The organism is Arthrobacter pascens (assembly GCF_017052465.1).
GTDB classification, from domain to species: domain Bacteria; phylum Actinomycetota; class Actinomycetes; order Actinomycetales; family Micrococcaceae; genus Arthrobacter; species Arthrobacter pascens.
In genome coordinates, this window is record NZ_JAFHKT010000151.1 from 35,457 (window position 1) to 59,565 (window position 24,109).

Consider the following 24,109-nt stretch of genomic DNA (forward strand, 5'->3'; position numbering starts at 1 on the left):
GCGCCTGAAACTAACCGGGCCCTAACGGGCAGGAAACGAAGGCGCAACAATGTCCCGCCAGACTGGACTTGCCGGCAATAGCAGGCGCCAGCTCCAGCCCAGGAGGCCATGCCATGTTGAAGGAAGCCAAAGCACACACGAGGCGCATCCGCGCCCTGGACCAGCTCCACCGCGGGGATGAGATCGAAGCCCGCCTCTCGGTGGGCCCCAATTACGACGACGTCATCATCCGCCGCGGCAGCGTCGAGGAGACAGCGCCCGGGATCGGTGTCGTCTGGATCATGGACCATCACACGGGCATGCGCAAAGCAATCAATGCCGATGAGTGCAGCGTTTGGCGCGTCGCCTGAGCCAGCTATCCCCCGGCCACGGACTGGATGATCAGCACTTCCTGGCCCCCAGCAACTTCCGTGTCCAGGCCTTGCAGACGACGGACCTCGTCACCGTTCACGTAAATATTCACGTAGCGGCGGAGGGCACCGGTTTCGTCCCGCAGGCGCCTGGCCAGCACCGGGTAGTCCCCGGTCACGGCATCGAGCAACCAGCCCACAGTCACCGTCCCGTCGGCGGGCGCAGTCAGCAAGGACTGCCCGCCGGCGAGCGGCTGGAGGACGCTGGGAAGCACCACGCTGATCTCAGCCACAGACGGACCTCATGCGGACGACGCCACCGCAGCATCCGCCACAACCGCGGCATCCACCACAACCGCGGCGCGGACGCACAGGACGTCCGGCAGGTGCGATGCCACCTCCGCGAAGGTTTCGCCCTCGTCGGCGCTGGCGTACACGGCACCTCCGCGCGTGCCGAAGTACACGCCGACCGGCTCGGCGGCATCCACCGCTGCGGCGTCACGGAGCACGGCGTTGAACTCGGACTGCGGCAGGCCTGCGTCCAGCCGCTTCCAGGTTCCGCCGGCGTCGTCCGTGCGGTGCACGGCGAGCTTGCCTTCGGGCGGAATCCGCTCGCCGTCGGCCTTTAGCGGAACCACCCATGCCGTGCCTGCCCTCCGCGGGTGGGTCAGCATCACAAACCCGAAATCGGCGGGCAGGCCCTCGGCAATGGATTGCCAGCTTTCCGCGTTGTCGTCAGTGCGGTAGACGCCGTGGTGGTTCTGCGCATAGAGGCGGCCTTCGACGGCGGCATCCGCGGCGATCTTGTGCACACACTGGCCGAATTCCGGGTTGGGGTCCGGCATGAAGTAGGCCGAAATGCCCCTGTTTCGGGGCTCCCAGGACGTTCCGCCGTCGAGTGAACGGTAAACGCCGCCGGTGCTCATGGCCACATGCACGTTGTCTCCGGACGGGTTGACGACGATCGAGTGCGCGGCGGCGCCGCCGTAGCCTGCGCCCCATTCACTGCGGTGCGGGTGGTCCCACAGTCCACGGTTGAGTTCAAAGTGCTGGCCGCCGTCGGTGGACTTCCAGACCGAAATCGGCTCGGCACCTGCCCACACCACGCCGGGCCGCGACTCGGCATCGGGGTGGATCTGCCAAATGCGTTCCACGGCGGCGTCGGTGCCTTCGGGAAACTTGATGGCGCCCTGTTCCGGTTCGGTCCAGGTGGCGCCGAGATCATCCGAATGGGCGACGGTGGGCCCCCAGTGTTCGGAGCGCACCCCCACCATGATCCGGGTTCGGCCGTCCCGTGTGTCGATTCCGATACTCGGGATCTCACTCATCAGGAAGTGCGGGCCGGAGAAGGACCATTGCCTGCGGTCCTGGCTGGTCGCCAGCCAGAGTCCTTTTTTGGTCCCGATCGCTAAGAGGTACGTCTCTGGGGTAGCCATGAAGCCCATCGAACCACTCAGGCCGGGCAGCCGCAATGGTTTTTCCCGGCAATCAGTGGACGGGACAGCTCAGCCCTTGGACAGGAACCGCGTCCGGGCCGCGGCCCGGAGCGCGCCGCGCCGGCGCTTGCGCCACCAGCGGCGGACCAGGTCGACGGCGGCCAGCAGCCCGGCCAGCGGGGACAGCACAGCGACGGCGTAGACGAAAAGCAGCCAGGTCAGTGTCGCGAGGGGCGGCTGGCTCCTGCTCAACAGCGACAGGCCACCGAACAAACCCGCGGTCCAGAAAAGCACCACAAACACCAGCACGGCTGCCGCCGGAAAGTACTCATTCCGCACGACCTTCATCAGGGTCCTCATGCCCGTGCCCCCACCCTTTCCCCACAAATGGCCTCTTCGTTCCAGTATGCGACGCGCCGGGCGGAGTTCCTGCCGCGCCACGGTTGGATGTGAGCAAAGAGACCGCGGCCGGACGGCAGGTCAGGCGTAGAGGCCGGCCAGCAGCCCAATGACCTCTGTGCGCTCACGGGGCGGGTCGGTTCTGGACCACGCCAGGTAGACAGGCACCGGCGGGGCGTCGCGCACCGGCCGGTAGACGACGCCCCGGCGCCTGTACTGGTGGGCCGTTGATTCGGCAGAGATGCCCCGGGCACGGCCGCTTCCGATGACAGTCAGCCAGTCGTCAATGTCATCAATCTGCACAACGTGCCGGGGCCGTTCACCGTCGGGCCAAAGGTCGAGTCCGGTGCTTCCGGTGCGTGCATCCAGGGCCAGCGGACGGCCTGCCACCTGGGCGAGTGAGACCGACCGTTTCGCGGCCAGGGGATCATCGGCCGCCATAGCGCAATAGCGCTTCTCGAGGCCAACAAGGACAACGTCGTAGGCCGCGGTGTCCGGGACACGCCGCAGGATCGCGAAATCACTCCTTCCCTCGGCCAGGCCGGCCGTGGAACTGTTCGTCCGCACGAGGAGGACTTCGATGTTCGGGAAAGCCGCGGCCCACCTGCGCTGGAACTCGACCGTGTGCTTCCCGAGTGCGGACCAGGCATACCCGATACGGATCGAGTTCCTGCCGGTTCGGGCATCACGTTCCAGGAGCTCCAGGACCGACAGTGCCTGCCGCGCGTGACGCACGGTGCGCTCCCCCGCGGGCGTCAGCCGGACGCTGCGCGTGGTCCGCTGCACCAGGCGGACACCCAGGGTCTCCTCGAGGGCCGCCACATTCCGCGAGACCGCCGCCTGGGACATGTTCAGGTCTATGGCAGCGTCGGTGAACGTTCCTGCATCATTTAGCGCAACCAGGCACCTCAGCTGGCGAAGTTCAACACCCATGCTGCCACCCTATTCATGCATTGAACGCATGAATAGCCCCTTCTATGCATTTCTCGTATCGCCCGGACCGGGCACATGCTTTTTTCATGAGCACATCCAGCACGGGCCCATCGGAGCGGAAGAAGGGGACCGCCACCCTCGTTGCCAGCGCCCTGTCGACGCAGCTCGGCGCCGCCACCGGATCGCTGGCGTTCCCCGCCATGGGACCGGTGGGCGTCGTGGCGGTGCGCCAGGTCATTGCGGCGGCAGTCCTGCTGCCGCTCGTGCGGCCGCGTCTGCGTACGCTGACTTGGCCGCAGTGGTGGCCCGTGCTCCTGCTGGCCGTCGTCTTCGGAACCATGAACCTGGGCTTGTACGCGGCCATCCAGCGCGTGGGCCTTGGCCTCGGTGTGACGCTGGAGTTCCTCGGTCCCCTCGCCGTCGCCCTGTCCGGGTCCCGCAGCAGGGGCACTGCCGTGTGCGCCATCGCTGCCGGGGCCGGCGTCGTGGCCGTCACCCAGCCGTCGGCCTCCACCGACTACCTCGGCGTGGGACTCGGCCTGCTGGCCGCAGGCTCCTGGGCGGCCTACATCCTCCTCAACCGCACCATCGGAGAGCGCATCCCGGGCGTCCAGGGAGCTGCAGCCGCGACGGGCGTTTCCGCCCTGCTGTTCCTGCCCGTCGGGCTCGTCATCTTTTGCAGCAGCCCGCCCAGCAGCTTCGCCGTGCTGTGCGCTGTGGGCGCCGGAGTGCTCGCGTCCGTCGTGCCGTACCTGGCGGACCTGCTGACACTCAGGCATGTCCCCGCCACCACGTTCGGTGTCCTGATGAGCATCAACCCCGTCTTCGCCGCATTGATCGGAGCGGTCGCACTGCACGAAGGGATCAATGCACTCACCTGGGCCGGCATAGGCATCATCGTGTGCAGCAACGCCGCCGTTCTGCTGCTTCCTCCCCGGACGGGTATTCGAGCCGGCCTAGATCCTGCCCTCGACATCCTGGCCCTCGCGGCGCCTGCCGACGAGTGCGAGGCAGAATGCAGCCGACGCTGCGGAGACGAACGCGACGATGCCGAACGGAACCGCATTGTCGGCGCCGCCGATGCCAACCAAAGGTGCGGCTAGCCCGCCAAAAGCGAACCGGGCCAGTCCCAGAAGTGAGGAGGCTGTGCCTGCGACGTCCGGATAGTCCTTGAGCGCCAGCGAGGTGGCCGGCGGGCTGGTGACGGCCACGCCGCTGACCATCGTGAACAGGGACAGGACGATGGCGCTCAGGGGCAGGTGCAGGAGTGCCGTCGCGAGCAGGCCGAGGGCACCGGAAGTGGCCATGGCCAGACCCATTGTGAGGGTTCCCCTTTCGGACCAACGCTCGGACAGGCGGCCGGCGAAGAAGCCGAAGATGACGAAGCCGAGCGAGTTCAGGCCGAACGCGAAGGAATAGCCCTGCGGGGACAGCCCGTACACGCCCTGGAGAATGTAGGTTGCCCCGCTCAGGTAGGCGAAGATCGCGGAGTAGGTGCAGCCTGTGATCAGCACCGCGCCAACGAACACCCGGTCAGCAAGGAGCCTGCGGAAGTCGTTCAGGGTATGGGAGAACCCTCCGGTGACGCGTCGGTCGGCCGGCAGCGTCTCCCGGAACACCACCAGGGATGCCACGAGGATGGCGACTCCGACGGCGGCCAGGAACAGGAAAACTCCCCGCCAGTCCGTGACGGTTGCGAGCTGGCCCCCGATGACCGGGCCAATGATGGCCGCGAGTCCTCCCAGCACTGTCAGGCGGCCATAGAAGCGCAGCAGCTTGCCGCCCGAGTAGACGTCCCTGCCAGCGGCTTGGGCGATGACGATGCCTACAGCCCCGGCGAGGCCCTGTACGAACCTCGCGGCTATGAGTGTTTCGATGGTTGGGCTGAGCGCACACAGGGCTGATGTGACGGTGTACGCGATGACTCCAACGAGCAGGGGGGTTCGCCGGCCGAAGCGGTCCGACAAGGGACCGGCGATTATCTGGCCTATTGCCAGGCCGAGCAGGCAGGCCGTGATGGTCAGCTGGGCAACTGAGGTCGTGCTTTGCAGCTCTGCGGTGAGGGCTGGAAGGACGGGCAGATAGAGGTCCATGGAGATGGGACCGAAGATTGTCAGCAGGCCGAGTACCGCCGCCAGCGGGCGGCCGACGGTCTGTTCACGTGCGGTCATCGGGGTGTGGACGGCGGTCACGCTGGCTCCGTTCTGGGGTAGGCGCGGCCCGGGCGTCGCGGGCTGCCTTCAAGAGTGGGATGAGGTTCAGATCCAATGGAACAGGTTCACGCCATATCCAGCGAGGGCTCTGCTTATCCGGGTACTGGCAGTACCTCGCTGCCGGCCGGCGCTCCGCGGTAGCGTGGAGGCGTGGACAACAGGATGGCGGTACGCGAGTTCCTCGCCTCGAGACGGGCCAAGATCACTCCAGAAATGGCCGGGCTGACCTTTGTGCACGGCCGACGCCGGGTCCCCGGCCTCCGCCGTGAAGAGGTGGCCATGCTCGCCGGGGTCAGCGTGGATTACTACACGAAGCTCGAGCGCGGGAACCTGGCCGGCACCTCCGAAAGCGTCCTCGACGCCATCGCCAGGGCGCTGAAGCTTGACGATTCCGAACGCGAGCACCTCTACAACCTTGCCCGTGCAGCCGGGCCCTCCGCCAGGACCCGGCAACGCCCCCTTCAAAGCGGAACGGTCCGTCCCACCCTGCAATTCATGCTCGACTCCATCACAACGTCGCCGGCCATCATCGGCAACCACTACATGGACATCGTGGCGGCCAACCAGCTCGGCTATGCCCTGTACTCGGAGATGTACCGCGGATCCACGAGGCCTGCCAACCACTCCCGGTTCATCTTCCTCGATCCCACGGCCCGGGACTTCTACCCCGACTGGGAGCTGGCAGCCAACACCAACGTGGCATTGTTGCGCACGCAGAGCGGGCGCAATCCCTTCGACAAGCGCCTGGCCGACCTGGTCGGGGAACTGTCCAAGCGCAGCGAAGACTTCCGTAAGCGCTGGGCCGCCCACAACGTCCGGCGTCATCACGCCGGGATCAAGGTCTTCCGCCACCCGGTGGTGGGAGAACTCGAACTTGCCTACGAATCCATGGAGCTCGCCATGGATCCTGGCTTCAGTCTGATCATCTACCCCGCCATTCCCGGATCCCCCTCAGATGAAAGACTCCGCCTGCTCGCCAGCTGGGCAGCAACTGAACGAATCCAGGACCTCGCCGGCGCACCCCAGGGAGCATGACTCTGACACAACGCCAGACGTGACCCTGAATCGGACGCGACAAAGCCGCCGCGTATCTGGCAAGCGTCAGTTCACCGGGCTGACCGCAGCGCCACTGGCGCGTCAGTCCACAAATTCCGACTGTGTCTCGATGAAATCCCACTCGGCGTCGGTCAGGACGCTCTGCGGGGTCTCCGGATGCGGGCCCCCGGCTTCTGCGATTCCCTGCATGACAAAGAGCGGAAGCTCCTCGGCACGGAGGTGTTCCCTGAGCCACTCTTTGCTCTTCAGATCCAGATCAAGCCACCACATGTAAATCTGCATGTCCGCCGCCTCTCTACGACTCAACGCTATGCGCGCGGCACGCCGGATACAAGGGACGCACAGCATTCAGCCCGCAGGCCGGCCGGAGCCCCTCCGTGCACCCCCTACCGGACGAACGCCCAGCTCAAAGGCTAGTCAATCCACAGCGCGGGGAACACAATTGAGTATGCCTCCAGAGCGCTTCAGCGGCCCGCCTCCCCTGCTCGTCGGCGTAGTGCCCGGCCAGCATCCCGAAGTGCTTCAGACCGCCGTCACCCTCGCCCAACAGCTGACGGCACCCCTGCTCTTTGCCTACGTGGACGAGGCCAGCTACCTCGTGGAGTGGGATCCGGCGCGTTCCACGCACCGCCTCTCCCTCCATCCGGACAAGAACGACGACGACATCCGGTCCGTGACGGAAGACCTCAAGTCCGTCATTGTCTCCGCCGTCCGGCCCGGGACACCCACGGAGTGGACCCTCCGCACCCTGGCCGGCGATCCGGCGAGGGCACTCGGAAGGCTCGCGGCGGAGGTGAACGCCCCCATGATCATCGTGGGGACGCCGGAACGCGGGTTCGGGCACCGCATTACGGAGCTCCTCAACGGCTCCGTCGCCGCCTGGCTCACCCACCATCAAAGCCGTCCGGTCCTGGTGGTGCCGTTCAAGATGCCCGCCCACGAAGAACAGCCGGAATGAGGCCTTTCAGGGTGAAATGCCCGCATTTCCGCCGTCCCGAAAGTAAAGCGAAAGTAGTTATTCGTGGTGGTGGCGAACGCCGTTACGCCCAAGTAGGCTGGAGTTCGCAGGTTGATCCAGCGCCTGCCTAAAGACCGCTCCGGAGTGCGTATCCCCCAATAACGCACTCCGGAGCTTTTTTGTGCCCGGGTAGCGCGGCGCCCAACGACTGCATCAGCGCGGCAGAACTCCCGTTGACTGATACCCCCTAGGGGTATAGCGTGGAGACATGAGCACTCCCGAAGGACCAACGGCGGCGGTCAGCGAAGAGTCGGCGACCGAGGAATCACCGCCTCAGCACGGCTATACCGCGGACAAGGATGCCTACTTGCGCAGGCTCCGCCGCATCGAAGGGCAAGTGCGGGGAATCGCGCGGATGGTGGAGGAGGACAAGTACTGCATCGACATCCTGACCCAGGTCGCGGCCGTCACCAAGGCGCTGCATGCGGTCAGCCTCGGCCTCGTCGAGGAACACATCGGCCACTGCGTCATCGGCGCCGCCTCGGAGCCCGATCCCGGCCTGCGGGCCGAGGCGATCGACCTCAAAGTGAAGGAAGCCGCGGACGCCATTGGGCGCCTGCTGCGGTAACGGCAAAACCATCCATCCGGCCGGCCCACGCGTCGGCCCATCACAAGGAGCCAGCAATGAGCACCATCTCCACCATCGTCCACGTTTCCGGGATGACCTGCGGACACTGCGTGTCGGCCGTCAGTGAAGAGCTCGAATCGCTCGACGGCGTCGAGGAGATCGACATCGATCTCAATGCCGGTGGCGTCTCCAAGGTCACCATCACCTCTACGCAGGAACTGTCCCCGTCCGAAATCGGCGAAGCCGTAGCCGAAGCCGGCTACCTCGTTGTCGCCAACGAGGCCTAAAGCCCACTCCCTGCACCCACGCACAGCCGCCCAGGAGCCGCTATGAGCGCCGACCAACTGCCCAGCCGACCCGACAACAGGGTTATCGAACTCGAAATCGAGGGGATGACCTGCGCATCCTGTGTCAACCGGGTGGAAAAGAAGCTCGGCAAGCTCGACGGTGTCCAGGCGTCGGTTAATCTCCCGCTGGAGTCTGCCCACGTCACGGTTCCGGCCGGCATCACGGACCAGCAGATAACAGACCAAGTGGCATCGGCAGGCTACAAGGCCACGATCAGACGGCCCGAGCATGCAGAGCATGTCGCCGGTGGCGTCGCTCACGGCGGCCACGAGGACCACATGGCCCACGGCGGCACCGCCCAAGCACTCAGGCCCCGCGTGATCGCCGCGGCCCTCCTGACCGTTCCGGTTTTCCTCATCTCGATGCTTCCGGCCTTCCAGTTCCCGAAGTGGGGCTGGGTTGCCGCTGCCTTGGCTTTCCCGGTGGTCACCTGGGCGGCGTGGCCGTTCCACCGGGCGGCGGCCATCAACGCCAGGCACCTGGCGTCCACCATGGACACGCTGGTGTCCCTCGGCGTCATCGCCGCCTATGCCTTCTCGGCCGGGCAGCTCCTCGCCGATCCACGGCTGACCGAGCATCCCGGCATGGAAGGGATGAGCGGGTCCGGAGGCCTGTACTTCGAGGTCGCCGCCGTGGTCACCACCTTCTTGCTGCTGGGCCGCTTCCTCGAAGCGAACGCCAAGGCAAAGGCAGGCGATGCCCTCAAGGCGCTGCTCAATCTCGGGGCCAAGGACGCCACGGTCCTGGCCAACGGCTCCGAAGTGAAGATCCCCGCCGATCAGCTGGCCGTGGACGATGTCATCGTGGTGCGCCCGGGCGAGAAGATCGCCACCGACGGCGTCGTCATCGACGGCTCGTCCGCCGTCGACGCCTCCCTCGTGACCGGCGAAGCGGTGCCCGTTGAAGTGGGCCCCGGCAGCCCCGTCACGGGCGCCACCATCAATACCTCCGGCCGACTGCTGGTCCGCGCCACCCGCGTCGGAGCGGAAACGACGCTGGCCCAGATGGGCCGCCTCGTGGCCCAGGCACAGACCGGAAAAGCGCCGATCGCGCGCCTCGCCGACCGCATCAGCGCAGTCTTTGTCCCCGTGGTCCTCGCCATCGCAGTCCTCACCTTTGCCGTCTGGCTGCTGCTTGCGGGTCCGGACATCACGGGTCCCGAGTTGCGCGCCTCGTTTACGGCGGCAGTCGCGGTGCTGGTGATCGCCTGCCCCTGCGCGTTGGGCCTGGCCACCCCGGTGGGTCTCCTGACCGGCACCGGCCGGGGCGCCCAGCTCGGCATCCTGATCCGCGGCCCGCAGGTGCTGGAGGACACGCGCACCGCGGACACCATCCTGCTGGACAAGACGGGCACCGTCACAAGCGGTCACCTGGCCGTCGATTCCACCGTTGCCTTCGAACCGTTCAGTGAGGCCGACGTGCTGCGGCTCGCCGGTGCCGTGGAAGCCGCCTCCGAGCACCCGATCGCCCACGCCATTGCTGCTGCCGCGCGCGCTGCCGTGCCCGCGGCAGCAGTGTCCGACGGCGGCCAGCTCCCCGCCGTCGTGGGCTTCCGTTCCGCTCCCGGCGGCGGAGTGGCGGGAACGGTGGAAGAGCGGCCGGTCGTTGCCGGGCGGACCGGCTGGCTCCAGGAGAATGGCGTGTCCCCGGATCCGGCAATGCTCGGCGCACTGGGAGCCGCTGAGGATTCAGGGGCCACCGCCATCTGGGTCGCCGTCGACGGCGAGCCCGCCGGCATCATCTCTCTGCGGGACACGATCAAGCCGGGCTCCGCGGCCGCCATCAGCCGGCTCCGGCGGCTGGGCCTGCGGCCCATCCTGCTGACCGGGGACAATGGTGCGGTGGCCGCCCACGTGGCCGCCGCCGTCGGAATCGCGGCGGAGGACGTTTTCGCGGGCGTGCTGCCCGAGGGCAAGGTGGACGCGGTCCGGCGGCTGCAGGCCGGCGGCGCCACGGTGGCCATGGCCGGCGACGGTGTCAACGACGCCCCTGCCCTGGCACAGGCGGACCTGGGCATCGCGATGGGTTCCGGCACGGACGTGGCCATTGAGGCGGCGGACCTGACGGTCATGGGCAACGACCTCGGTCAGGTCGCAACCGCCATCGAGCTGTCCCGCCGCACCCTGGCCACCATCAAGACCAACCTGTTCTGGGCGTTCTTCTACAACGCCGTGGGCATTCCGGTGGCTGCGCTCGGACTGCTTAACCCGATGATCGCGGGCCTGGCCATGGCTGCCAGTTCCGTGCTCGTGGTGGCGAACTCCCTGCGGCTGCGCGGATTCGGCCGGTAGATTCCCGCCCGATTCCCCGTTCCGCCGTTCAGGCGGCGCCGAAGCGGACGGCAGCCCTGGCCTTCGCCTTTGCGGCTTCCTCGGCCCGGTCCTTGGCCGGGGCATGCGTCACGAGGGCATCGAGCAGGTGCTGCGTCGCGTGCGCCACCTCATGCACGGCACGTTCGAAGGCTTCCTCGTTGGCCTTGGATGGCGTGGTGCTGCCGCTGATCTTGCGCACGTACTGGAGCGCGGCGGCGTGTACCTCCTCGGACGTCGCGTGCGGCTCGTAGTTGTGGAGGGTTCGGATGTTCCGGCACATAAGGTCATGCTAGGCTCTGGACCGCCTGAAATCGACCCTCCGGACACTCTCGGGGAGGGCGCCGCAGCCATGGGGAGGACTGCATGGGGAGCGGTGCCCATCGACACCGTTTCGTCATGGAGGATAGCTTGTAGGCAATGGATCTTCCGGACGAGCCGGAGGCCGCTGGGGATGCCGACTGGATCGGGTCCGTTGATTAAAGGAGATATCGAATGGCTATGTGGGGTGCAGACATTGCTCAGCTGAAGGACCTGGGCACCAAGCTTCAGGCTGGTTCAGCTGAGATCGAGAAGCAGAAGAACATGCTGGCCCGTGCCCTCCAGAGCACCGACTGGAAGGGGCCGGATGCTGACAAGTTCCGCAGCGAGTGGGAAGGCCAGCACGCCAACGCCCTTGCCAAGGTTGCACAGGCGCTCGAGGAAGCCGGGAAGCATGCTTCCCGCAACGCCACCCAGCAGGAGGAAGCTTCCCGCTAGGGCAGGGATTTACACGGAGGGCCGGACGCCATGGCGCCCGGCCCTCCGTGCGTTTAAGGAGCCGCTGCTGAGACGCACGGCAGCGTCTGGCCTAGGGAACGGGTTCGACGTCGTTTGCGTGGGCCAGCGGTGCGCTTACGCGGGTCCGCGGTCCCGTTCGCCTCCCCGGCCCCCTCAGCTCGTCCAGCCTGACCAGCACAACACCGCCCACGATAAGCCCGCCGCCGACGAGCTGGATGGCCACCGGGAGTTCTCCCAGCAGCAGCCACGCCCAGATCACCGCGAACAGCACCTCGGTCAGCGATACGAAGGAGGCCACCTTGGAGCCCAGGGCGCGGGCGGCCCTGATTCCGGCAACGTAGGCCAGGACAGTGGAAAGGACCACGAGTCCGGCCAGCGAAACCCACCAGGGCGTGGTCCATGGCCCAAGTTCGGTGTCAGCGGTGCTGAAGGCCATGGGAAGGATGCCGGTGGCTGCCGCCAGCCACATCACCACAGCACCCACCAGGAGTCCGCCCGAGGCAAGGACGATCGGCGGAAGGGTGTCGTTTTCCTTGGCCGTGATGAAGAAGTAGATGGCCAGGCAGACGGCCGCCGCAAGGCCCCACAGCACGCCTACGAAGTCCACTTTCACCGCGCCGGTCAGGTCGAGGACCAGGACCAGGCCGCCCAGCGACAACAGTGCCCCGGCGATCGTCAGCGGCCGCGGACGCTTCCTGCCGGCCCCCCAGAGCCACAGCACGATCAGGATCGGGGCGAGGTACTCCAGCAGGAGCGCAACGCCCACTGAGAGCAGGGAAACCGCGTTGAAGTAGAACAGCTGGCAGGCCGCCACACCGATCAGGCCGAACAGCACGATGGTCAGCCAGTTCGTCCTCAGCTGGTGCCAGCGCCCGCGAAGGGCTGGAACGGCGGGGACCGCCAGGATAAGCGCAGCGCCGGTCAGCCGGGCCGTCACAGCCGCGCCCGGGGTCCAGCCCGTTTCCAGGAGTGCCTTGGCAAAGGAGCCCGAAAGCCCGAACACGGCAGAGGAAAAGAGGGCAACCCCCAGGCCGGACGCCAGGAAACCCCGCGCCGAAGCGGTCGAAGGGGACGCCGCAGGAGAGTCCGTCCCGGCCCGGGGTGGCATGTTGGCGTGGTTGCTGGCTGCAGACACGGCATTCTCCTGTCAGGAGTAAAGTGGGGTATTGGTCATGACATTACGCCGGGCCAAGTAAGGAGTCAAGATGGTCTTTGCCCCTGACACAGAGGTTGCGTTGCGCACCGTGGTGAACCTCATCAACAGCGCGGCGAACGGGGAGGAAAAGCTGGCCACCGTGGCCGACCTCGACCGGTTCCTCGAGGCCGAGGGCTTCAGCGGATCGCGGACCCGGGACGCGGCGGAACTGGCCAGCGTCCACGCCCTAAGGGCGGAGCTCGCGGGCCTGTGGACCGCCGACGAGGATACGGCCGTGGAAGGAGTCAACCGGCTCCTGCGCGAAGCCCGCGCCCTCCCGCAGCTGCTCAAGCACGACGAGTGGGACTGGCACCTTCACGCCACTACCCGCGACGCCCCGCTGGCGGACCGGATGGGCACCGAAGCCGCGATGGCACTCGTGGATGTGATCCGCAGCAAGGAAATGGACCGCATGCTGGTCTGCGCGGCGGACGACTGCGACGCCGTGGTGCTGGACCTCAGCCGCAACCGGTCAAAGAGGTACTGCGACACAGGAAACTGCGCCAACCGCGCGCACGTGGCGGCGTATCGAGCCCGCCGCGCCGCAGGTGGGTAAGCCGCAGGTGGGCAGACAGACGCTAGGGCTTGCCGCCGTCGGGCGTTGATTCGTCAGCGGGGCCGGAAGCCTCCGGAGGCGTCTGGGGCCGGCCGCCGCCAAAGCCGTGCGTGGGCCGCTTGGCCGAGCTGAGGTTCACGCCGGAACCCTTGCCCAGGTGTGCGGCGTTGTCCTTGTAGCTCATGGACAGCATGGCCGCGATGACAAGCGTGACGATGAAGGCAATGCCGGCGCCGGTGAAGGCGAGGTCGAAGCGCGGGACCCGGGAACTGCCGCCGGAAGCGAAGATCAGCACCGCGAAGAACGCCACCACGGCCCAGAAGGCGGAGAACATCAGCGGTCCCTTAACCGAGGTCCGCATATTGCGCGGTTCTCCTGGTTTCTGGTTTGCCACGGCGTGTCCTCTCATGCGGGCGGCGACAGTCAGGCCGGCCCGTGGTGATGTGTATTTATTCTACAAGGAGTAGAACCCTTGCCTTCTAGTTTACGGCCTTCGCGGTGCCCGTCCGCGCATCGTGCCTGAGCGAAAGGCCTGCAAGGATCCAGAGCACGCCGGAGATTATGGCACCTCCGCCGGCCACCCCCAGCAGGGCGTGCGGGCCGAGCGGGATGAAGAACGGCAGGGCGACCGCCGTTCCCAGTCCGATGACGCCCGAGGCGAGCCAGTCCCGGCCGAGGACGTGCCGGCCCCGGAAACGCCAGCCGAGGTACAGCTCCACTGCGGCGAGCAGGCCGATTCCGAGCGCCGCGATGACGCCGAACAGCAGGCTCCCCTGCAGGATCATCACCGTGACGCCCGCGCCGATGAGGATGGAGGCCGCCGCCGACATGGCCCGGCCGGGCGACTCGTCGCGGCGGAGGCCAGCCCGCGGGATACCCCGGAAAAGCGCAGCGCCGGTGGCCAGGAAGTACAGCCCTCCGGCCAATCCCATGCCCGCCACTGACGGGGCCGCCCAAAAAATGGTCACGGCACCGAACACCAGGGCGGCCACCGCCCGGAGCAGCACAGGCTTCCACAGCTCCGCTTGATGGGCAGCCGCAGGGGCAGGCTCGGCAGGGTTCACGGGGAAAGTCACCGCTCCAGTTTAGTGCGGCCGGGTGCGGCGTCGAACCTGGTGCTTCGTCAATGAGGGAAACGGACGTCAGGAACCGAGCACCATCCAGCGGTCCGTCCTCGCCCTCAGCCCCAAAGTCACGGCGCGGGCCAGCATGTAACCCAGCGAAAAGGCAACCCACACCCACACCAGTGCCGCCGCGCCGGCTGTCCCGGCGAGAGGAACTGCGAGGAGCAGCGGCAGGTATGCCGCCAGGTTCACGACGCCGGCAACCGCCAGGTACTTCGCGTCACCTGCGCCGATCAGCACGCCGTCGAGGACGAACACGTAACCGGCGATCGGCTGCCCGGCGGCCAGGGCCCAAAGGGCGAGCGTCAGCACGGACTGCACGCCGGGGTCGGAGGTGAACAGCGCACCGGTGAAGGGCGCCGCAGCCGCGAGCAGCGCGCCCGTCACCACGCCAAAGCCGGTGCCCCAGCGGATCATGGTGCGGGTCAGCAACCGCGCGTTCTCCGGGTTGGAGGCGCCCAACTCCTTGCCGATGAGGGCCTGGGCGGCGATCGCCAGGGCATCCAGCGCGAAGGCAAGGAAGGTGAACACGGTCATTGCCAACTGGTGCGCTGCGAGGTTTACCGCGCCCTGGCCGGTGACCACCAGCACCGTGGCCAGGATGGCGATGCGCAGGCTGAGGGTCCGGAGCATCAGCCAGGAGCCCACCTTGGTCAGCGCCCGGATCCCCCGCCAGTCGGGCAGCAGGGAAACCCCATGGCGCCGGGCATTGCGCTGCACCATGACCAGGTAAACCGCTGCCATGGCCCACTGCGCAATGCTGGTGCCTGCGGCCGATCCCGCCACCGACCAGCCCAGCCCGTAGACCAGCACAAGATTCAGCACGACGTTCAGGCTGAAGCCGGCAGTGGCCACCACCAGAGGGGTGCGCGTGTCCTGCAGTCCACGCAGCACACCTGTTCCGGCGAAGATCAACAGCATGGCCACCAGCCCGGGCATGGACCAGCGCAGATAGTCCACGGCGAAGGACCGGACGTCACCACCGGCACCCATCAGGCCCACCAGGGGCTCGGCCGCAAGGAAACCCGCCACGGCCAGCACAATCCCGAGCAGCAGCGCGAGCCAGACGCCGTCGCGCCCGGCGGCGAGGGCCTTGCCAAACTGGCCGTCGCCCACCGCCCGGGCCACTGCGGGTGTGGTGGAGTAGGCGAGGAACACCATCAGCCCAACCGCCGTATGCAGCACAGCGGATGCGAGTCCGACGCCGGCCAGCTGGGCGACGCCCAGGTGGCCGACGATGGCGGAGTCGGCGAGCAGGAAGAGCGGCTCGGCGATCAGCGCGCCGAAGGCCGGAACGGCGAGGCGCAGGATGTCGCGGGCATGGCTGGCAGGTTTGACGGCCGGCACGGCAGCGGCAGGGGAATCAGGCACGGTTTTAGCCTAGCGTGCGCATCATCACAATTACTTGACACTTCAACCAATTGTGCGGGACAGTGGAAGGGAAGCATCACGGCGGCGATCGCATCGTCCGACCACCAGACCCAATGCAACCGACACGAACGGTGATCCCCATGAACCAGTCCACCCTGACCACTACCGCATTGACCGTCCTGCGCGTTGTTGCAGGATTCCTGTTCGCCGCCCATGGCTGGCAGAAATTCAACGAATTCACGATCGCCGGGACCCAGGCCGCCTTCTCGAAGATGGGTGTTCCCGCGGCCGAGGCAGTGGCTCCCGTCATCGCCACGCTGGAACTGGTCGGCGGCGTCGCGCTGATCCTGGGCGTGCTGACCCGCGTCTTTTCCGCCCTCCTGGCGCTGAACATGCTCGGCGCCTTCTTCCTGGTGCACGCCCCCGCCGGCGTCTTCGCCACAAACGGCGGCTTCGAACTGGTCCTGCTGCTGGCCGCCGCGGGCCTCGCTGTTGCCCTCACCGGAGCGGGCCGCCTCTCCGTGGACCGCGCCCTCTTTGGCCGGCCGGGCTCCAAGCTGAGCGTCCTCGCCTAGCCCCTCCCCGACAAGTCTTCTCCGGTTCAATCGGACGACGGCGGCTGCGCACCCTGGGTGCGCAGCCGCCGTTTTCGTTGGGTCACCGAATGGCTCAGTAGACTCACAGCATGAGCGAACGCGCCGCCAATTCCGTGACCCTCCGCTTCCTCGCGGCTCCCACCGACGTCGGCCACAGCGGCTCCGTGGATGCAGGCACCGTCCTGGAGTGGGTGGACAAGGCCGCGTACGCCGCCGCCGTCGGGTGGGCCAAGTCCTACTGCGTCACGGCCTATGTTGGGAACATCCACTTCGCGGACCCCGTGAACAGCGGCGACATGGTGGAGGTCACCGCCACCATCGTCTATACGGGACGGTCCTCCATGCACATCCGGACGATGGTGTCCTCCGGAGACCCCAAGGGCGGGCCCGCCACCATGCGGAGCCAGTGCATGGTGATTTTCGTGGCCGTGGGCGAGGACGGCAAGCCCATCCCGGTCCAGCAGTTTGAACCCTCCACCCCGGAGGAGCTGGAGCAGCGCGACCATGCCCTGGCGCGTATCAAGATCCGCGAGCAGATCGTGGAAGCCATGAGCGCCCAGGAATATACCGATGCCGGGACCGCCGAGCGCGTGGTGCTCCGGTTCATGGCTGCGCCCACGGATGTCAACTGGGGCGGCAAGGTCCACGGCGGCATCGTCATGAAGTGGATCGACGAGGCGGCTTACGTCTGCGCATCGCGCTACTGCGGCAAGGACACCGTCGCGGTGTTTTCCGGCGGCGTCCGGTTCTACCGTCCGCTGTTGATCGGGCACGTGGTGGAAGTGGAGGCGCGGCTCGTCTACACGGGCACCAAAGGCATGCACGTGGCGGTACATGTCCGGTCAGGGGACCCCAAGAGCCGCGAGCTTAACCTGACCACCTACTGCCTCACAGTGATGGTGGCCCGGGATGCCGAAGGTAACTCGGTTCCGATTCCCCAGTGGGTCCCGGTCTCGGACGAGGATAAACGCCTCCACGCGCATGCGCGCCACCTCCTGGAGGTCCGCGCAGCTGCCCCCGGGAACCGACTGCCAAACCACCTGCTGCCGGCGGGGCAGCAAGCGGCCGGTTAGAAGCCGCCGCCGCCAGCGTCTGCTGCCATGTTGGCGAAACGGGAGTAGTGGCCCTGGAAGGCCACCACGATGTCCTTGGTGGGGCCGTTACGGTGCTTGGCGATAAGGATGTCCGCTTCGCCGGCACGCGGTGACTCCTTGTCGTAGACATCCTCGCGGTGCAGGAGGATGACCATGTCGGCGTCCTGCTCGATTGATCCGGATTCGCGGAGGTCCGAGACCATGGGCCGCTTGTCCTGGCGCTGCTCGGAACCACGGTTCAGCTGGGACAGGGCAATGACAGGGACCTGCAACTCCTTGGCCAGCAGCTTGAGGGCACGGGAGAACTCAGACACTTCCTGCTGGCGCGACTCCACTTTCTTGCCGGAGCTCATGAGCTGCAGGTAATCGAGAATGACGAGTTTCAGGTCGTGCTGCTGTTTCAGCCGGCGGCACTTGGCCCGGATTTCCATCAGGGACATATTGGGGCTGTCGTCAATGAAGAGCGGGGCATCATTCATGCGGCCCATGGTGGTGGCGATCTTGGACCACTGCTCATCCTTGATGGTGCCCTTGCGGAGGTCCTGGAGGCCGATGGTGGCCTCGGCCGACAAGAGGCGCATGGCGATCTCGTTGCGGCCCATTTCCAGGGAGAACATGACGGTGGCGAGATTGTTCTTGATGGCGGCGGAACGCGCGAAATCCAGAGCGAAGGTGGACTTTCCCACGGCGGGGCGCGCGGCTATGACGATCATCTGGCCGGGGTGCAGGCCGTGCGTCAGTTCGTCCAGCTCGTAGAAGCCGGTCGGAACGCCCACCATGCCTTCGCCGCGGTGGCCGGAGGCCTCAATCTCGTCCACGGTGGACTCCATGACGTCCTTCAAGACCACGTAGTCCTCCGCGGTCCGGCGCTCGGCGACGGCATAGACCTCCGCCTGGGCCTGGTTGACGAGGTCCTCGACTTCGCCGTCCTGGCCGTAACCCAGCTGCACGATCTTGGTGCCGGCGTTCACCAGCCGCCTGAGAACGGCGCGCTCGGCCACGATTTCGGCGTAGTAGCCTGCGTTTGCCGCTGTGGGAACCGTCTGGATGAGCTCGTGCAGGTAGGCGGGTCCGCCGATCCTGTTGATCTCACCGCGCTTGGTGAGCTCGTCCGAAACGGTTACCGCATCGGCGGGTTCGCCGCGGCCGTAGAGGTCGATCACCGCCTCGTAGATGGTCTCGTGGGCGGGACGGTAGAAGTCCTGGCCCCGAAGGATCTCCACGACATCGGCAATGGCGTCCTTGGAGAGCATCATGCCGCCGAGGACGGACTGCTCGGCCGGAATGTCCTGCGGAGGTTTGCGGCTGCCCTCGGTACGGGTGCTCTCGATTGAGTCCAGGTGCGTAACTGACAAAACTGCCGTCCTCCATTGTGTCCGCAGCCCCTCAGGAGGCCTGCGGCAAGTCTGCCTGTGCCGTTTGGATGCGTCTCGCCGCGGAAGCTGCTGCGCCGGCTAAGGCAATATCTACCAGCCGGCCCCGACAATTTCCGCGGAGGCCGCGAGTCCAAGGCGACGCCTCATCCACAGGTTTTCCACAGGGCACAGCCCACCCGCAAAGGCCCCTAAAAGGGGGTCCCCAGTCCGGTTGGCTGATGTGGCGCGCATGTCCTGAATCGGTGTCTCCGCTACGTTAGCGCCCGCCGGGCAACACACAAAGCGGCGAGTTTTGCACCTCTGTGGATAACCTGTGCACAATGCCTCCCTGCTTGTGCACAGTCTGTGGGCGGAGGTGTGGATAACAAATTTCTTTCCAGCCTATATGCCGTCTGACCTGCGGAAACGTCCTCGGGAGGCTGTGGACTCAATATTTTTTTCTTGAACGTTCATCCACAGGCAAAAGCGGCGCATTGGGGATACCGGCCGGTAGGTTGAGGGTTTTTGGCTTGGAATATGCCCGCAGTGTGATCAATCTCGCCGACCCGGCCGGGCAATTCCTGCCTGTCCTGGGCCGCTCCCGCGGTGCTTCATGCGGCCAGCGTCAGCAGCGGCCCGGTTCGGGCGCCGCATACGTGTTCCTGCATATGCTGTGGATAACACTTAACTGGCCTAAGCTCTAGATATGGGCGACGCACTGATAGTCATACTGCCTGTCCTCGTTCTCGTTGCGGTCCTGTGGGCCCTGTCCACCGCGCTGAGGCCACGCGATTCCGGGATGTCGGAGGCGGAACGCTATCAGCTGGATCTCGCCATGCGGTCACAGGCGCACTATGCCGCCCAAGTCCAGGCGGCAACCGCGGCGCGTGCCCGCGTTGACGCGGCTACGCGTCCCAGCCAGAACGAACAGCAACATACCCAGCAGCAGGATCACGCCCGGGATGCAGTCCTCGCCCAGGCCTCCCACGGCGCTGTTTTGCCCGGCGGCCAGCTCAACCCCCAGCTGGCGATCCAGCTGCAGTCAATGGTGCGCAACGGGCAAAAGATCCAGGCAATCAGGCTCCTGCGCCAGGCAACCCGTTCGGACCTCTTAACCGCCAAGCAATATGTAGATCGGCTTTAGAACCATGGAATCGCTTGTGATCCCCCTCCTGATCCTAGTGGCCGTCACCGTCGCCGTGACACTGGCCGCTCGCGCATGGAGCCGGCGGCAGCGGCCCGCCGGCGGTCCCGCCCAGGCTCCGCCGGAATCCGCTGACCTGGCCAAAGTGGCTGCGGCAAGGCTTTCCGAGGACGAGCACCGGAGGCTCTATGCCCTGATCGCCCAGGGCCAGGCCATGGCTGCCATCAAGCTCTACTACGAGGTTTCCGGACTCGGGCTCCGTGCCTCCCGGGACGCCGTGGCCGCGCTGGCCGCCCACCCGCAGCCCTACCGTGCCGAACCGGCTGCGCCCAGCGAACCGGAAGCCGACGACGAAACTCCCCAGCGGTTCCCCTACCGGTACCGGGCGATCGCCAGCAAGGGTGATGTCACACGCGAGGTCAGCAGCAACATGCTCAATGACGAGATCTACGGCCGCATCCGCACCCTGGCCAAGAGCGGCAACACCGAGGCCGCCGCCACCGCCCTCACAAAGCACTCGGACATCACCATGAAGCAGGCACGCGAGTTCATCGCCCTGCTGGACGATTAGCCAGTCCGGCGCTAATCAGTCGGGCGCCCCTTAGAAGTCGAAGAGGTCGCCCAGCCAGCCTTCCTTCTTCTTCGGCCGGCGCCGGTCGTAGTCGCGGTCATAGCCCTTGCCGTGGCCGCGGTCGTCATATTGCGGCTTGTCATACTGCGGCTTGTCATACCGCGGTTTGTCGTAGCGGGGCTGCTCCCGCCGCAGGTCGTGATTCGGATACAGGGGCGGCGGGACCATGCCCGGAGCCGGCGGGGCGGCCGGCGAAGTCGCCGCGGCTCCCCCGAACGAGTCCGCGCGGTCGATGATCTTGTCCAGCTCGCCGCGGTCAAGCCATACCCCGCGGCACTGGGGGCAGTAGTCAATCTCCACACCGCTGCGTTCGCTCATGATCAGGTCAACAGAATCCACAGGACATTTCATGTCCCGCACAACGAGCGGCTGCCGGGAATAGTTCGCGGGGGCGCCCCTCAGTTCCCCGCGGTGATTCCGGCCAGCAACTGTTCAAACGGCTGGGACTCCAAGGACGGCTGTTTACTGCCGGGCTGCACACCGTCGAGAAGGTGGACAAACTCACCCGCCGCACGCTCGATTCGGTCCGAAAGCGGAGTTCCGCCGTCGTCCGTGTTTCCCCAGTCCTGGGGGCCGGCGAAAACGGCCGTCGCGGCCACACGGGCCCGCAGGTAGCTGAAGAGCGGGCGCATGGCGTAGTCGAGCACCATCTGGTGGCGGTCGGTTCCGCCCGTGGCAGCGAGCAGCACGGCCTTTCCGTCGAGCGACTTGGGGTCCAGCACGTCGATGAAGGACTTGAAGAGCCCGCTGTACGAGGCGCTGAAGACCGGGCTCACGGCGATGATGCCGTCCGACGCCTCCACTCCGGCGATGACCTCGGCGAGGCGGGGGCCCGCGTAGCCGGTGACGAAGTTGTTGGCTACGTCCACGGCCAGGTCACGCAGTTCCACCACATCGACGGTGACGGCGTAGCCGGCCGCGGACAGCTTCCGCGTGGCCCCATCTGCCAACTGGTCGGCCAGCAGCCGGCTCGACGACGGCACTCCCAGGCCAGCGGACAGAACGGTTATGCGGCGGGTTTCCACGGCGATCTCCTCAGGGTCGACTGCTTTGGACAGTACATGCGTTTGCATCTACCCCTGTCAACCCGGGCGCTCCGGCGTTTATTCCGGCTCAGAAGTTCAAAGGCTCTCAGCCCGTACCTGCAGAGACGGACGTACACTGCGTCCATGGCAGAAAACAAGACGCAGGTGACGGGCGCCTCGCCGGATGACTTCCTGGCCGCCGTGGACCACCCTGTCCGGCGCCGGGACGCGCTCCGACTCCGAGAGCTCATGGCAGAGCTGACCGGCGAAGAGCCCGAGATGTGGGGTCCGACGATCGTGGGATTCGGCCGGTACCACTACAAGTACGACAGCGGCCGCGAAGGGGACTCCGCGGCGGTCGGGTTCTCGCCGCGCAAAGCCAGCCTCTCCCTGTACGGCCTCAGCGCCGCACCGGAGGCCGCCGAGTTGCTCGCCCGGCTGGGCAAGCACAAAGTCGGCGCCGGCTGCGTCTATGTCAACAATCTCGAGGACATCGACGAAGATGCCCTCGCCGCGCTGATCCGCGCCGGTTACCGCTATTACACGACTGTGGTCCACCAGCCCTGAGTGCCAGCAGCTTAACGCGAAAGCCCCCGCCGCCAGATTCCCGGAGGAATCCGACAGCGGGGGCCGTCAGCAGTTCAGGACTGCGCAGCAATCAGGCGTGGGACGCCGGAAAGACTACTTGCCTGCGACTACGTCGAGTTCGATCACAGCGGCAACGTCGTCGTGCAGACGGACGTTGGCCTGGTAGGAACCAACCGACTTGATGTGCGTCGGCAGTTCAACCTTGCGCTTGTCGATGCGGCCAAGGCCAGCGGCCTCAACAGCGTCAGCAACGTCGGCCTGCTTGACCGTGCCGAACAGGCGGCCGCTTTCGCCAGCCTTGACAACCAGCTTGACCGGCTTAGCGGACAGAGCGGCGGCCTGCTTCTGAGCATCTTCCAGGGAAGCGTGCTCGCGGGCGACGCGGGCAGCCTTGATGGACTCAACCTGCTTCTCGCCACCCTTGGTCCAGGTCAGAGCGAAGCCGCGGGGCAGCAGGAAGTTACGTGCGTAACCGTCCTTGACCTCGATGACGTCGCCAGCAGCACCGAGACCGGTGACTTCGTGGGTCAGAATGAGCTTTGCCATGTTAGTTAATCCCTTCCTTAGCCGCGGCCAGCGCCGGAGTAAGGCAGCAGAGCAACTTCGCGGGCGTTCTTGATTGCCTGGGCGATCTTGCGCTGTTCCTGCACCGTGACGCCAGTGACGCGACGGGCGCGGATCTTTCCGCGGTCGGAGATGAACTTGCGCAGCAATGCTACGTCCTTGTAGTCGATGACGGTGATGTCAGCGGCCTTCAAGGGGTTGGACTTTGGTTTGGGCTTACGGAGTTCAGCCTTAGCCATCGTGGAGCTCCTATTCTATGGAGCCCGTGGATGTTGATCCACGGGATGGTGGTGGTCCGACGGCGGCAGTCACCTCGGTGCCTTATGGCACCCGGGCGGTCCCGGCGTCGGGCCTTTAATGTGTTGTTTTAGAAGGGAGGTTCGGAATCCGGGCCGTTGCCCCAGCCTCCGCCTGCACTGCTGACCCCGGGCGTGGCCCAGGGGTCTTCCTGCGCTGCGGGCTGGTTGCCGCCCCAGGTTCCTCCGGTATTGCCGCCCTGGTTTCCACCCTGGCCGCCACCGAATCCACCGCCGCTGTTGCCTCCGCCGAAGCCACCCTGGCCACCCTGACCGCCGGAGCGCTGGGTGCGGTTGACCTTGGCGTTGGCGTAGCGCAGGCTCGGGCCGATTTCATCGACTTCGAGCTCGATAACGGTGCGCTTCTCGCCTTCTTTTGTTTCGTAGGAACGGCTCTTCAGCCGGCCGTTGACGATCACGCGCATGCCCTTTGTCAGGGACTCGGCGACGTTTTCGGCCGCTTCGCGCCATACCGATGCGCGGAGGAACAGGGTTTCCCCGTCCTTCCACTCATTGGACTGGCGGTCGAAGGTGCGAGGCGTGGAAGCGATGGTGAAGTTCGCTACTGCCGAACCTGACGGTGTGAACCTCAGTTCGGGGTCATTGGTGAGATTACCGATGACCGTAATAGTGGTTTCGCCTGCCATCTACTGCCTCCTTGTTCGTTCCTGCGGGGTAAAGAATGAAAGCCGGGTGCTGAAATTACTCAGCAACGACCTTCTGCTCTTCGGGGCGGGTGATCTTGGTGCGCATGATGGTCTCGTTGAGACCCAGCTGGCGGTCAAGTTCCTTGGCGGTTTCCGGCTTGGCGGTGAAGTTCACCACGGCGTAGATACCTTCGGACTTCTTCTTGATGTCGTAAGCGAGGCGACGGCGGCCCCAGATGTCAACCTTTTCGATGGTTCCACCATCGTTGGTGATGACATTCAGGAACTTCTGAAGCGACGGCTCTACGGTACGCTCTTCGACCTCGGGGTCGATGATTACCATCAATTCGTAAGGACGCATATGTGAACCCACCTCCTTTGGGCTAAGCGGTTACGGCATTTCCGTAACAGGAGGTTCATTTGCGGTGCTGTGCATGCCCTTCTCCAAATTGGAGGGAGGACGCAGCACAGACTTCCCTATCCTAGTGCATCGCAGAGGGTTTCCGCGATTCA

Annotated in this window: 31 protein-coding genes and 1 pseudogene; 14 read left to right on the forward strand and 18 right to left on the reverse strand. The window is 66.0% G+C overall.

Features of this window, described 5'->3' with window-relative positions:
- Window positions 1-113: 113 nt before the first annotated feature.
- Window positions 114-350, forward strand: coding sequence for a hypothetical protein (locus tag JYA52_RS18340; RefSeq protein ID WP_205654694.1), 237 nt, complete (start codon window positions 114-116; stop codon window positions 348-350).
- Window positions 351-355: 5 nt separating this feature from the next.
- Here JYA52_RS18340 and JYA52_RS18345 read toward each other — a convergent pair whose 3' ends face one another.
- From JYA52_RS18345 to JYA52_RS18360, 4 genes are all read right to left on the reverse strand, one after another.
- A complete protein-coding gene (locus JYA52_RS18345; RefSeq protein ID WP_205654695.1) occupies window positions 356-643 on the reverse strand; it encodes a MoaD/ThiS family protein in 288 nt (95 codons plus the stop codon).
- Window positions 644-652: 9 nt separating this feature from the next.
- Window positions 653-1,795, reverse strand: coding sequence for a WD40/YVTN/BNR-like repeat-containing protein (locus JYA52_RS18350; protein WP_205654696.1), 1,143 nt, complete (start codon window positions 1,793-1,795; stop codon window positions 653-655).
- 60 nt (window positions 1,796-1,855) lie between these two features.
- Window positions 1,856-2,146 (reverse strand): hypothetical protein, encoded by a 291-nt coding sequence (locus JYA52_RS18355; protein WP_205654697.1) that lies wholly within the window; start codon window positions 2,144-2,146, stop codon window positions 1,856-1,858.
- A 120-nt stretch (window positions 2,147-2,266) separates the two neighbouring features.
- Window positions 2,267-3,118: a LysR family transcriptional regulator gene (locus JYA52_RS18360; protein WP_205654698.1), complete on the reverse strand. Its 852-nt coding sequence runs from the start codon at window positions 3,116-3,118 to the stop codon at window positions 2,267-2,269.
- 338 nt (window positions 3,119-3,456) lie between these two features.
- Here JYA52_RS18360 and JYA52_RS22565 point away from each other — a divergent pair.
- Window positions 3,457-4,017: pseudogene (locus tag JYA52_RS22565) on the forward strand (EamA family transporter); the annotation flags it as partial.
- Between the two features lie 57 nt (window positions 4,018-4,074).
- Here the strand turns inward: JYA52_RS22565 and JYA52_RS18365 are convergent.
- Window positions 4,075-5,289: a multidrug effflux MFS transporter gene (locus tag JYA52_RS18365; protein ID WP_205655262.1), complete on the reverse strand. Its 1,215-nt coding sequence runs from the start codon at window positions 5,287-5,289 to the stop codon at window positions 4,075-4,077.
- A gap of 192 nt (window positions 5,290-5,481) precedes the next feature.
- Between JYA52_RS18365 and JYA52_RS18370 the strand changes: the two genes are divergently transcribed.
- Window positions 5,482-6,366: an MmyB family transcriptional regulator gene (locus JYA52_RS18370; RefSeq protein WP_205654699.1), complete on the forward strand. Its 885-nt coding sequence runs from the start codon at window positions 5,482-5,484 to the stop codon at window positions 6,364-6,366.
- Between the two features lie 102 nt (window positions 6,367-6,468).
- On the opposite strand, the gene JYA52_RS18375 is transcribed toward JYA52_RS18370, so the two are convergent.
- Window positions 6,469-6,669 carry a hypothetical protein gene (locus tag JYA52_RS18375; RefSeq protein WP_205654700.1) on the reverse strand — a complete coding sequence of 67 codons (201 nt, stop codon included), beginning with the start codon at window positions 6,667-6,669 and terminating at the stop codon, window positions 6,469-6,471.
- A 166-nt stretch (window positions 6,670-6,835) separates the two neighbouring features.
- Between JYA52_RS18375 and JYA52_RS18380 the strand changes: the two genes are divergently transcribed.
- The 4 genes from JYA52_RS18380 (at window position 6,836) to JYA52_RS18395 (ending at window position 10,612) form a co-directional block, all read left to right on the forward strand.
- Window positions 6,836-7,345: a universal stress protein gene (locus tag JYA52_RS18380; protein ID WP_205655263.1), complete on the forward strand. Its 510-nt coding sequence runs from the start codon at window positions 6,836-6,838 to the stop codon at window positions 7,343-7,345.
- A 268-nt stretch (window positions 7,346-7,613) separates the two neighbouring features.
- Window positions 7,614-7,973, forward strand: coding sequence for a metal-sensitive transcriptional regulator (locus tag JYA52_RS18385; RefSeq protein ID WP_205654701.1), 360 nt, complete (start codon window positions 7,614-7,616; stop codon window positions 7,971-7,973).
- A gap of 56 nt (window positions 7,974-8,029) precedes the next feature.
- Entirely contained in the window at window positions 8,030-8,260 is a 231-nt protein-coding gene (locus tag JYA52_RS18390; RefSeq protein WP_205654702.1) for a heavy-metal-associated domain-containing protein, read from the forward strand.
- Between the two features lie 42 nt (window positions 8,261-8,302).
- A complete protein-coding gene (locus JYA52_RS18395; RefSeq protein ID WP_205654703.1) occupies window positions 8,303-10,612 on the forward strand; it encodes a heavy metal translocating P-type ATPase in 2,310 nt (769 codons plus the stop codon).
- Between the two features lie 28 nt (window positions 10,613-10,640).
- Here JYA52_RS18395 and JYA52_RS18400 read toward each other — a convergent pair whose 3' ends face one another.
- Entirely contained in the window at window positions 10,641-10,913 is a 273-nt protein-coding gene (locus tag JYA52_RS18400) for a DUF2277 domain-containing protein (RefSeq protein WP_205654704.1), read from the reverse strand.
- A 212-nt stretch (window positions 10,914-11,125) separates the two neighbouring features.
- On the opposite strand from JYA52_RS18400, the gene JYA52_RS18405 reads away from it, so the two are divergent.
- Window positions 11,126-11,389 carry a hypothetical protein gene (locus tag JYA52_RS18405; protein WP_205654705.1) on the forward strand — a complete coding sequence of 88 codons (264 nt, stop codon included), beginning with the start codon at window positions 11,126-11,128 and terminating at the stop codon, window positions 11,387-11,389.
- Window positions 11,390-11,480: 91 nt separating this feature from the next.
- On the opposite strand, the gene JYA52_RS18410 is transcribed toward JYA52_RS18405, so the two are convergent.
- Window positions 11,481-12,518 carry an EamA family transporter gene (locus tag JYA52_RS18410; protein WP_205655264.1) on the reverse strand — a complete coding sequence of 346 codons (1,038 nt, stop codon included), beginning with the start codon at window positions 12,516-12,518 and terminating at the stop codon, window positions 11,481-11,483.
- A gap of 97 nt (window positions 12,519-12,615) precedes the next feature.
- Between JYA52_RS18410 and JYA52_RS18415 the strand changes: the two genes are divergently transcribed.
- Entirely contained in the window at window positions 12,616-13,161 is a 546-nt protein-coding gene (locus JYA52_RS18415; protein ID WP_205654706.1) for a CGNR zinc finger domain-containing protein, read from the forward strand.
- Between the two features lie 22 nt (window positions 13,162-13,183).
- Here JYA52_RS18415 and JYA52_RS18420 read toward each other — a convergent pair whose 3' ends face one another.
- The 3 genes from JYA52_RS18420 to JYA52_RS18430 all read right to left on the reverse strand — a co-directional run bounded on the left by JYA52_RS18420 (window position 13,184) and on the right by JYA52_RS18430 (window position 15,656).
- Window positions 13,184-13,555: a hypothetical protein gene (locus JYA52_RS18420; protein ID WP_205654707.1), complete on the reverse strand. Its 372-nt coding sequence runs from the start codon at window positions 13,553-13,555 to the stop codon at window positions 13,184-13,186.
- 85 nt (window positions 13,556-13,640) lie between these two features.
- Window positions 13,641-14,237: a hypothetical protein gene (locus JYA52_RS18425; RefSeq protein ID WP_205654708.1), complete on the reverse strand. Its 597-nt coding sequence runs from the start codon at window positions 14,235-14,237 to the stop codon at window positions 13,641-13,643.
- A 66-nt stretch (window positions 14,238-14,303) separates the two neighbouring features.
- Window positions 14,304-15,656 carry an MATE family efflux transporter gene (locus JYA52_RS18430; protein ID WP_205654709.1) on the reverse strand — a complete coding sequence of 451 codons (1,353 nt, stop codon included), beginning with the start codon at window positions 15,654-15,656 and terminating at the stop codon, window positions 14,304-14,306.
- Between the two features lie 140 nt (window positions 15,657-15,796).
- Between JYA52_RS18430 and JYA52_RS18435 the strand changes: the two genes are divergently transcribed.
- On the forward strand, window positions 15,797-16,231 hold the full coding sequence (locus JYA52_RS18435) for a DoxX family protein (RefSeq protein WP_205654710.1): 435 nt from the start codon (window positions 15,797-15,799) through the stop codon (window positions 16,229-16,231).
- Window positions 16,232-16,341: 110 nt separating this feature from the next.
- Complete coding sequence (locus JYA52_RS18440) at window positions 16,342-17,325, forward strand: acyl-CoA thioesterase (RefSeq protein ID WP_205654711.1); 984 nt, start codon at window positions 16,342-16,344, stop codon at window positions 17,323-17,325.
- On the opposite strand, the gene dnaB is transcribed toward JYA52_RS18440, so the two are convergent.
- Window positions 17,322-18,701 carry a replicative DNA helicase gene (dnaB, locus tag JYA52_RS18445; protein WP_205654712.1) on the reverse strand — a complete coding sequence of 460 codons (1,380 nt, stop codon included), beginning with the start codon at window positions 18,699-18,701 and terminating at the stop codon, window positions 17,322-17,324. The genes JYA52_RS18440 and dnaB overlap by 4 nt on opposite strands.
- A 706-nt stretch (window positions 18,702-19,407) precedes the next feature.
- Between dnaB and JYA52_RS18450 the strand changes: the two genes are divergently transcribed.
- Both JYA52_RS18450 and JYA52_RS18455 read left to right on the forward strand, forming a co-directional pair.
- The gene (locus JYA52_RS18450) at window positions 19,408-19,845 is read left to right on the forward strand and encodes a hypothetical protein (RefSeq protein ID WP_205654713.1); all 438 of its coding nucleotides are present in this window, start codon (window positions 19,408-19,410) and stop codon (window positions 19,843-19,845) included.
- Window positions 19,846-19,849: 4 nt separating this feature from the next.
- The gene (locus JYA52_RS18455; protein ID WP_205654714.1) at window positions 19,850-20,416 is read left to right on the forward strand and encodes a hypothetical protein; all 567 of its coding nucleotides are present in this window, start codon (window positions 19,850-19,852) and stop codon (window positions 20,414-20,416) included.
- A 30-nt stretch (window positions 20,417-20,446) separates the two neighbouring features.
- On the opposite strand, the gene JYA52_RS18460 is transcribed toward JYA52_RS18455, so the two are convergent.
- Both JYA52_RS18460 and JYA52_RS18465 read right to left on the reverse strand, forming a co-directional pair.
- Window positions 20,447-20,815: a TFIIB-type zinc ribbon-containing protein gene (locus tag JYA52_RS18460; RefSeq protein ID WP_307869440.1), complete on the reverse strand. Its 369-nt coding sequence runs from the start codon at window positions 20,813-20,815 to the stop codon at window positions 20,447-20,449.
- A 59-nt stretch (window positions 20,816-20,874) separates the two neighbouring features.
- Complete coding sequence (locus tag JYA52_RS18465) at window positions 20,875-21,501, reverse strand: CE1759 family FMN reductase (protein WP_205655265.1); 627 nt, start codon at window positions 21,499-21,501, stop codon at window positions 20,875-20,877.
- 144 nt (window positions 21,502-21,645) lie between these two features.
- Here JYA52_RS18465 and JYA52_RS18470 point away from each other — a divergent pair, with 144 nt between their 5' ends.
- Window positions 21,646-22,068 carry a DUF1801 domain-containing protein gene (locus JYA52_RS18470; protein ID WP_205654716.1) on the forward strand — a complete coding sequence of 141 codons (423 nt, stop codon included), beginning with the start codon at window positions 21,646-21,648 and terminating at the stop codon, window positions 22,066-22,068.
- Between the two features lie 114 nt (window positions 22,069-22,182).
- On the opposite strand, the gene rplI is transcribed toward JYA52_RS18470, so the two are convergent.
- The 4 genes from rplI to rpsF all read right to left on the reverse strand — a co-directional run bounded on the left by rplI (window position 22,183) and on the right by rpsF (window position 23,957).
- Entirely contained in the window at window positions 22,183-22,635 is a 453-nt protein-coding gene (gene rplI / locus JYA52_RS18475) for a 50S ribosomal protein L9 (protein WP_205654717.1), read from the reverse strand.
- Window positions 22,636-22,652: 17 nt separating this feature from the next.
- Window positions 22,653-22,892, reverse strand: a complete 240-nt coding sequence (rpsR, locus tag JYA52_RS18480) for a 30S ribosomal protein S18 (protein ID WP_003800144.1) — start codon at window positions 22,890-22,892, stop codon at window positions 22,653-22,655.
- A 128-nt stretch (window positions 22,893-23,020) separates the two neighbouring features.
- Window positions 23,021-23,596, reverse strand: coding sequence for a single-stranded DNA-binding protein (locus JYA52_RS18485; RefSeq protein ID WP_205654718.1), 576 nt, complete (start codon window positions 23,594-23,596; stop codon window positions 23,021-23,023).
- Window positions 23,597-23,651: 55 nt separating this feature from the next.
- Window positions 23,652-23,957 (reverse strand): 30S ribosomal protein S6, encoded by a 306-nt coding sequence (rpsF, locus tag JYA52_RS18490; RefSeq protein ID WP_205654719.1) that lies wholly within the window; start codon window positions 23,955-23,957, stop codon window positions 23,652-23,654.
- Between the last annotated feature and the right edge of the window lie 152 nt (window positions 23,958-24,109).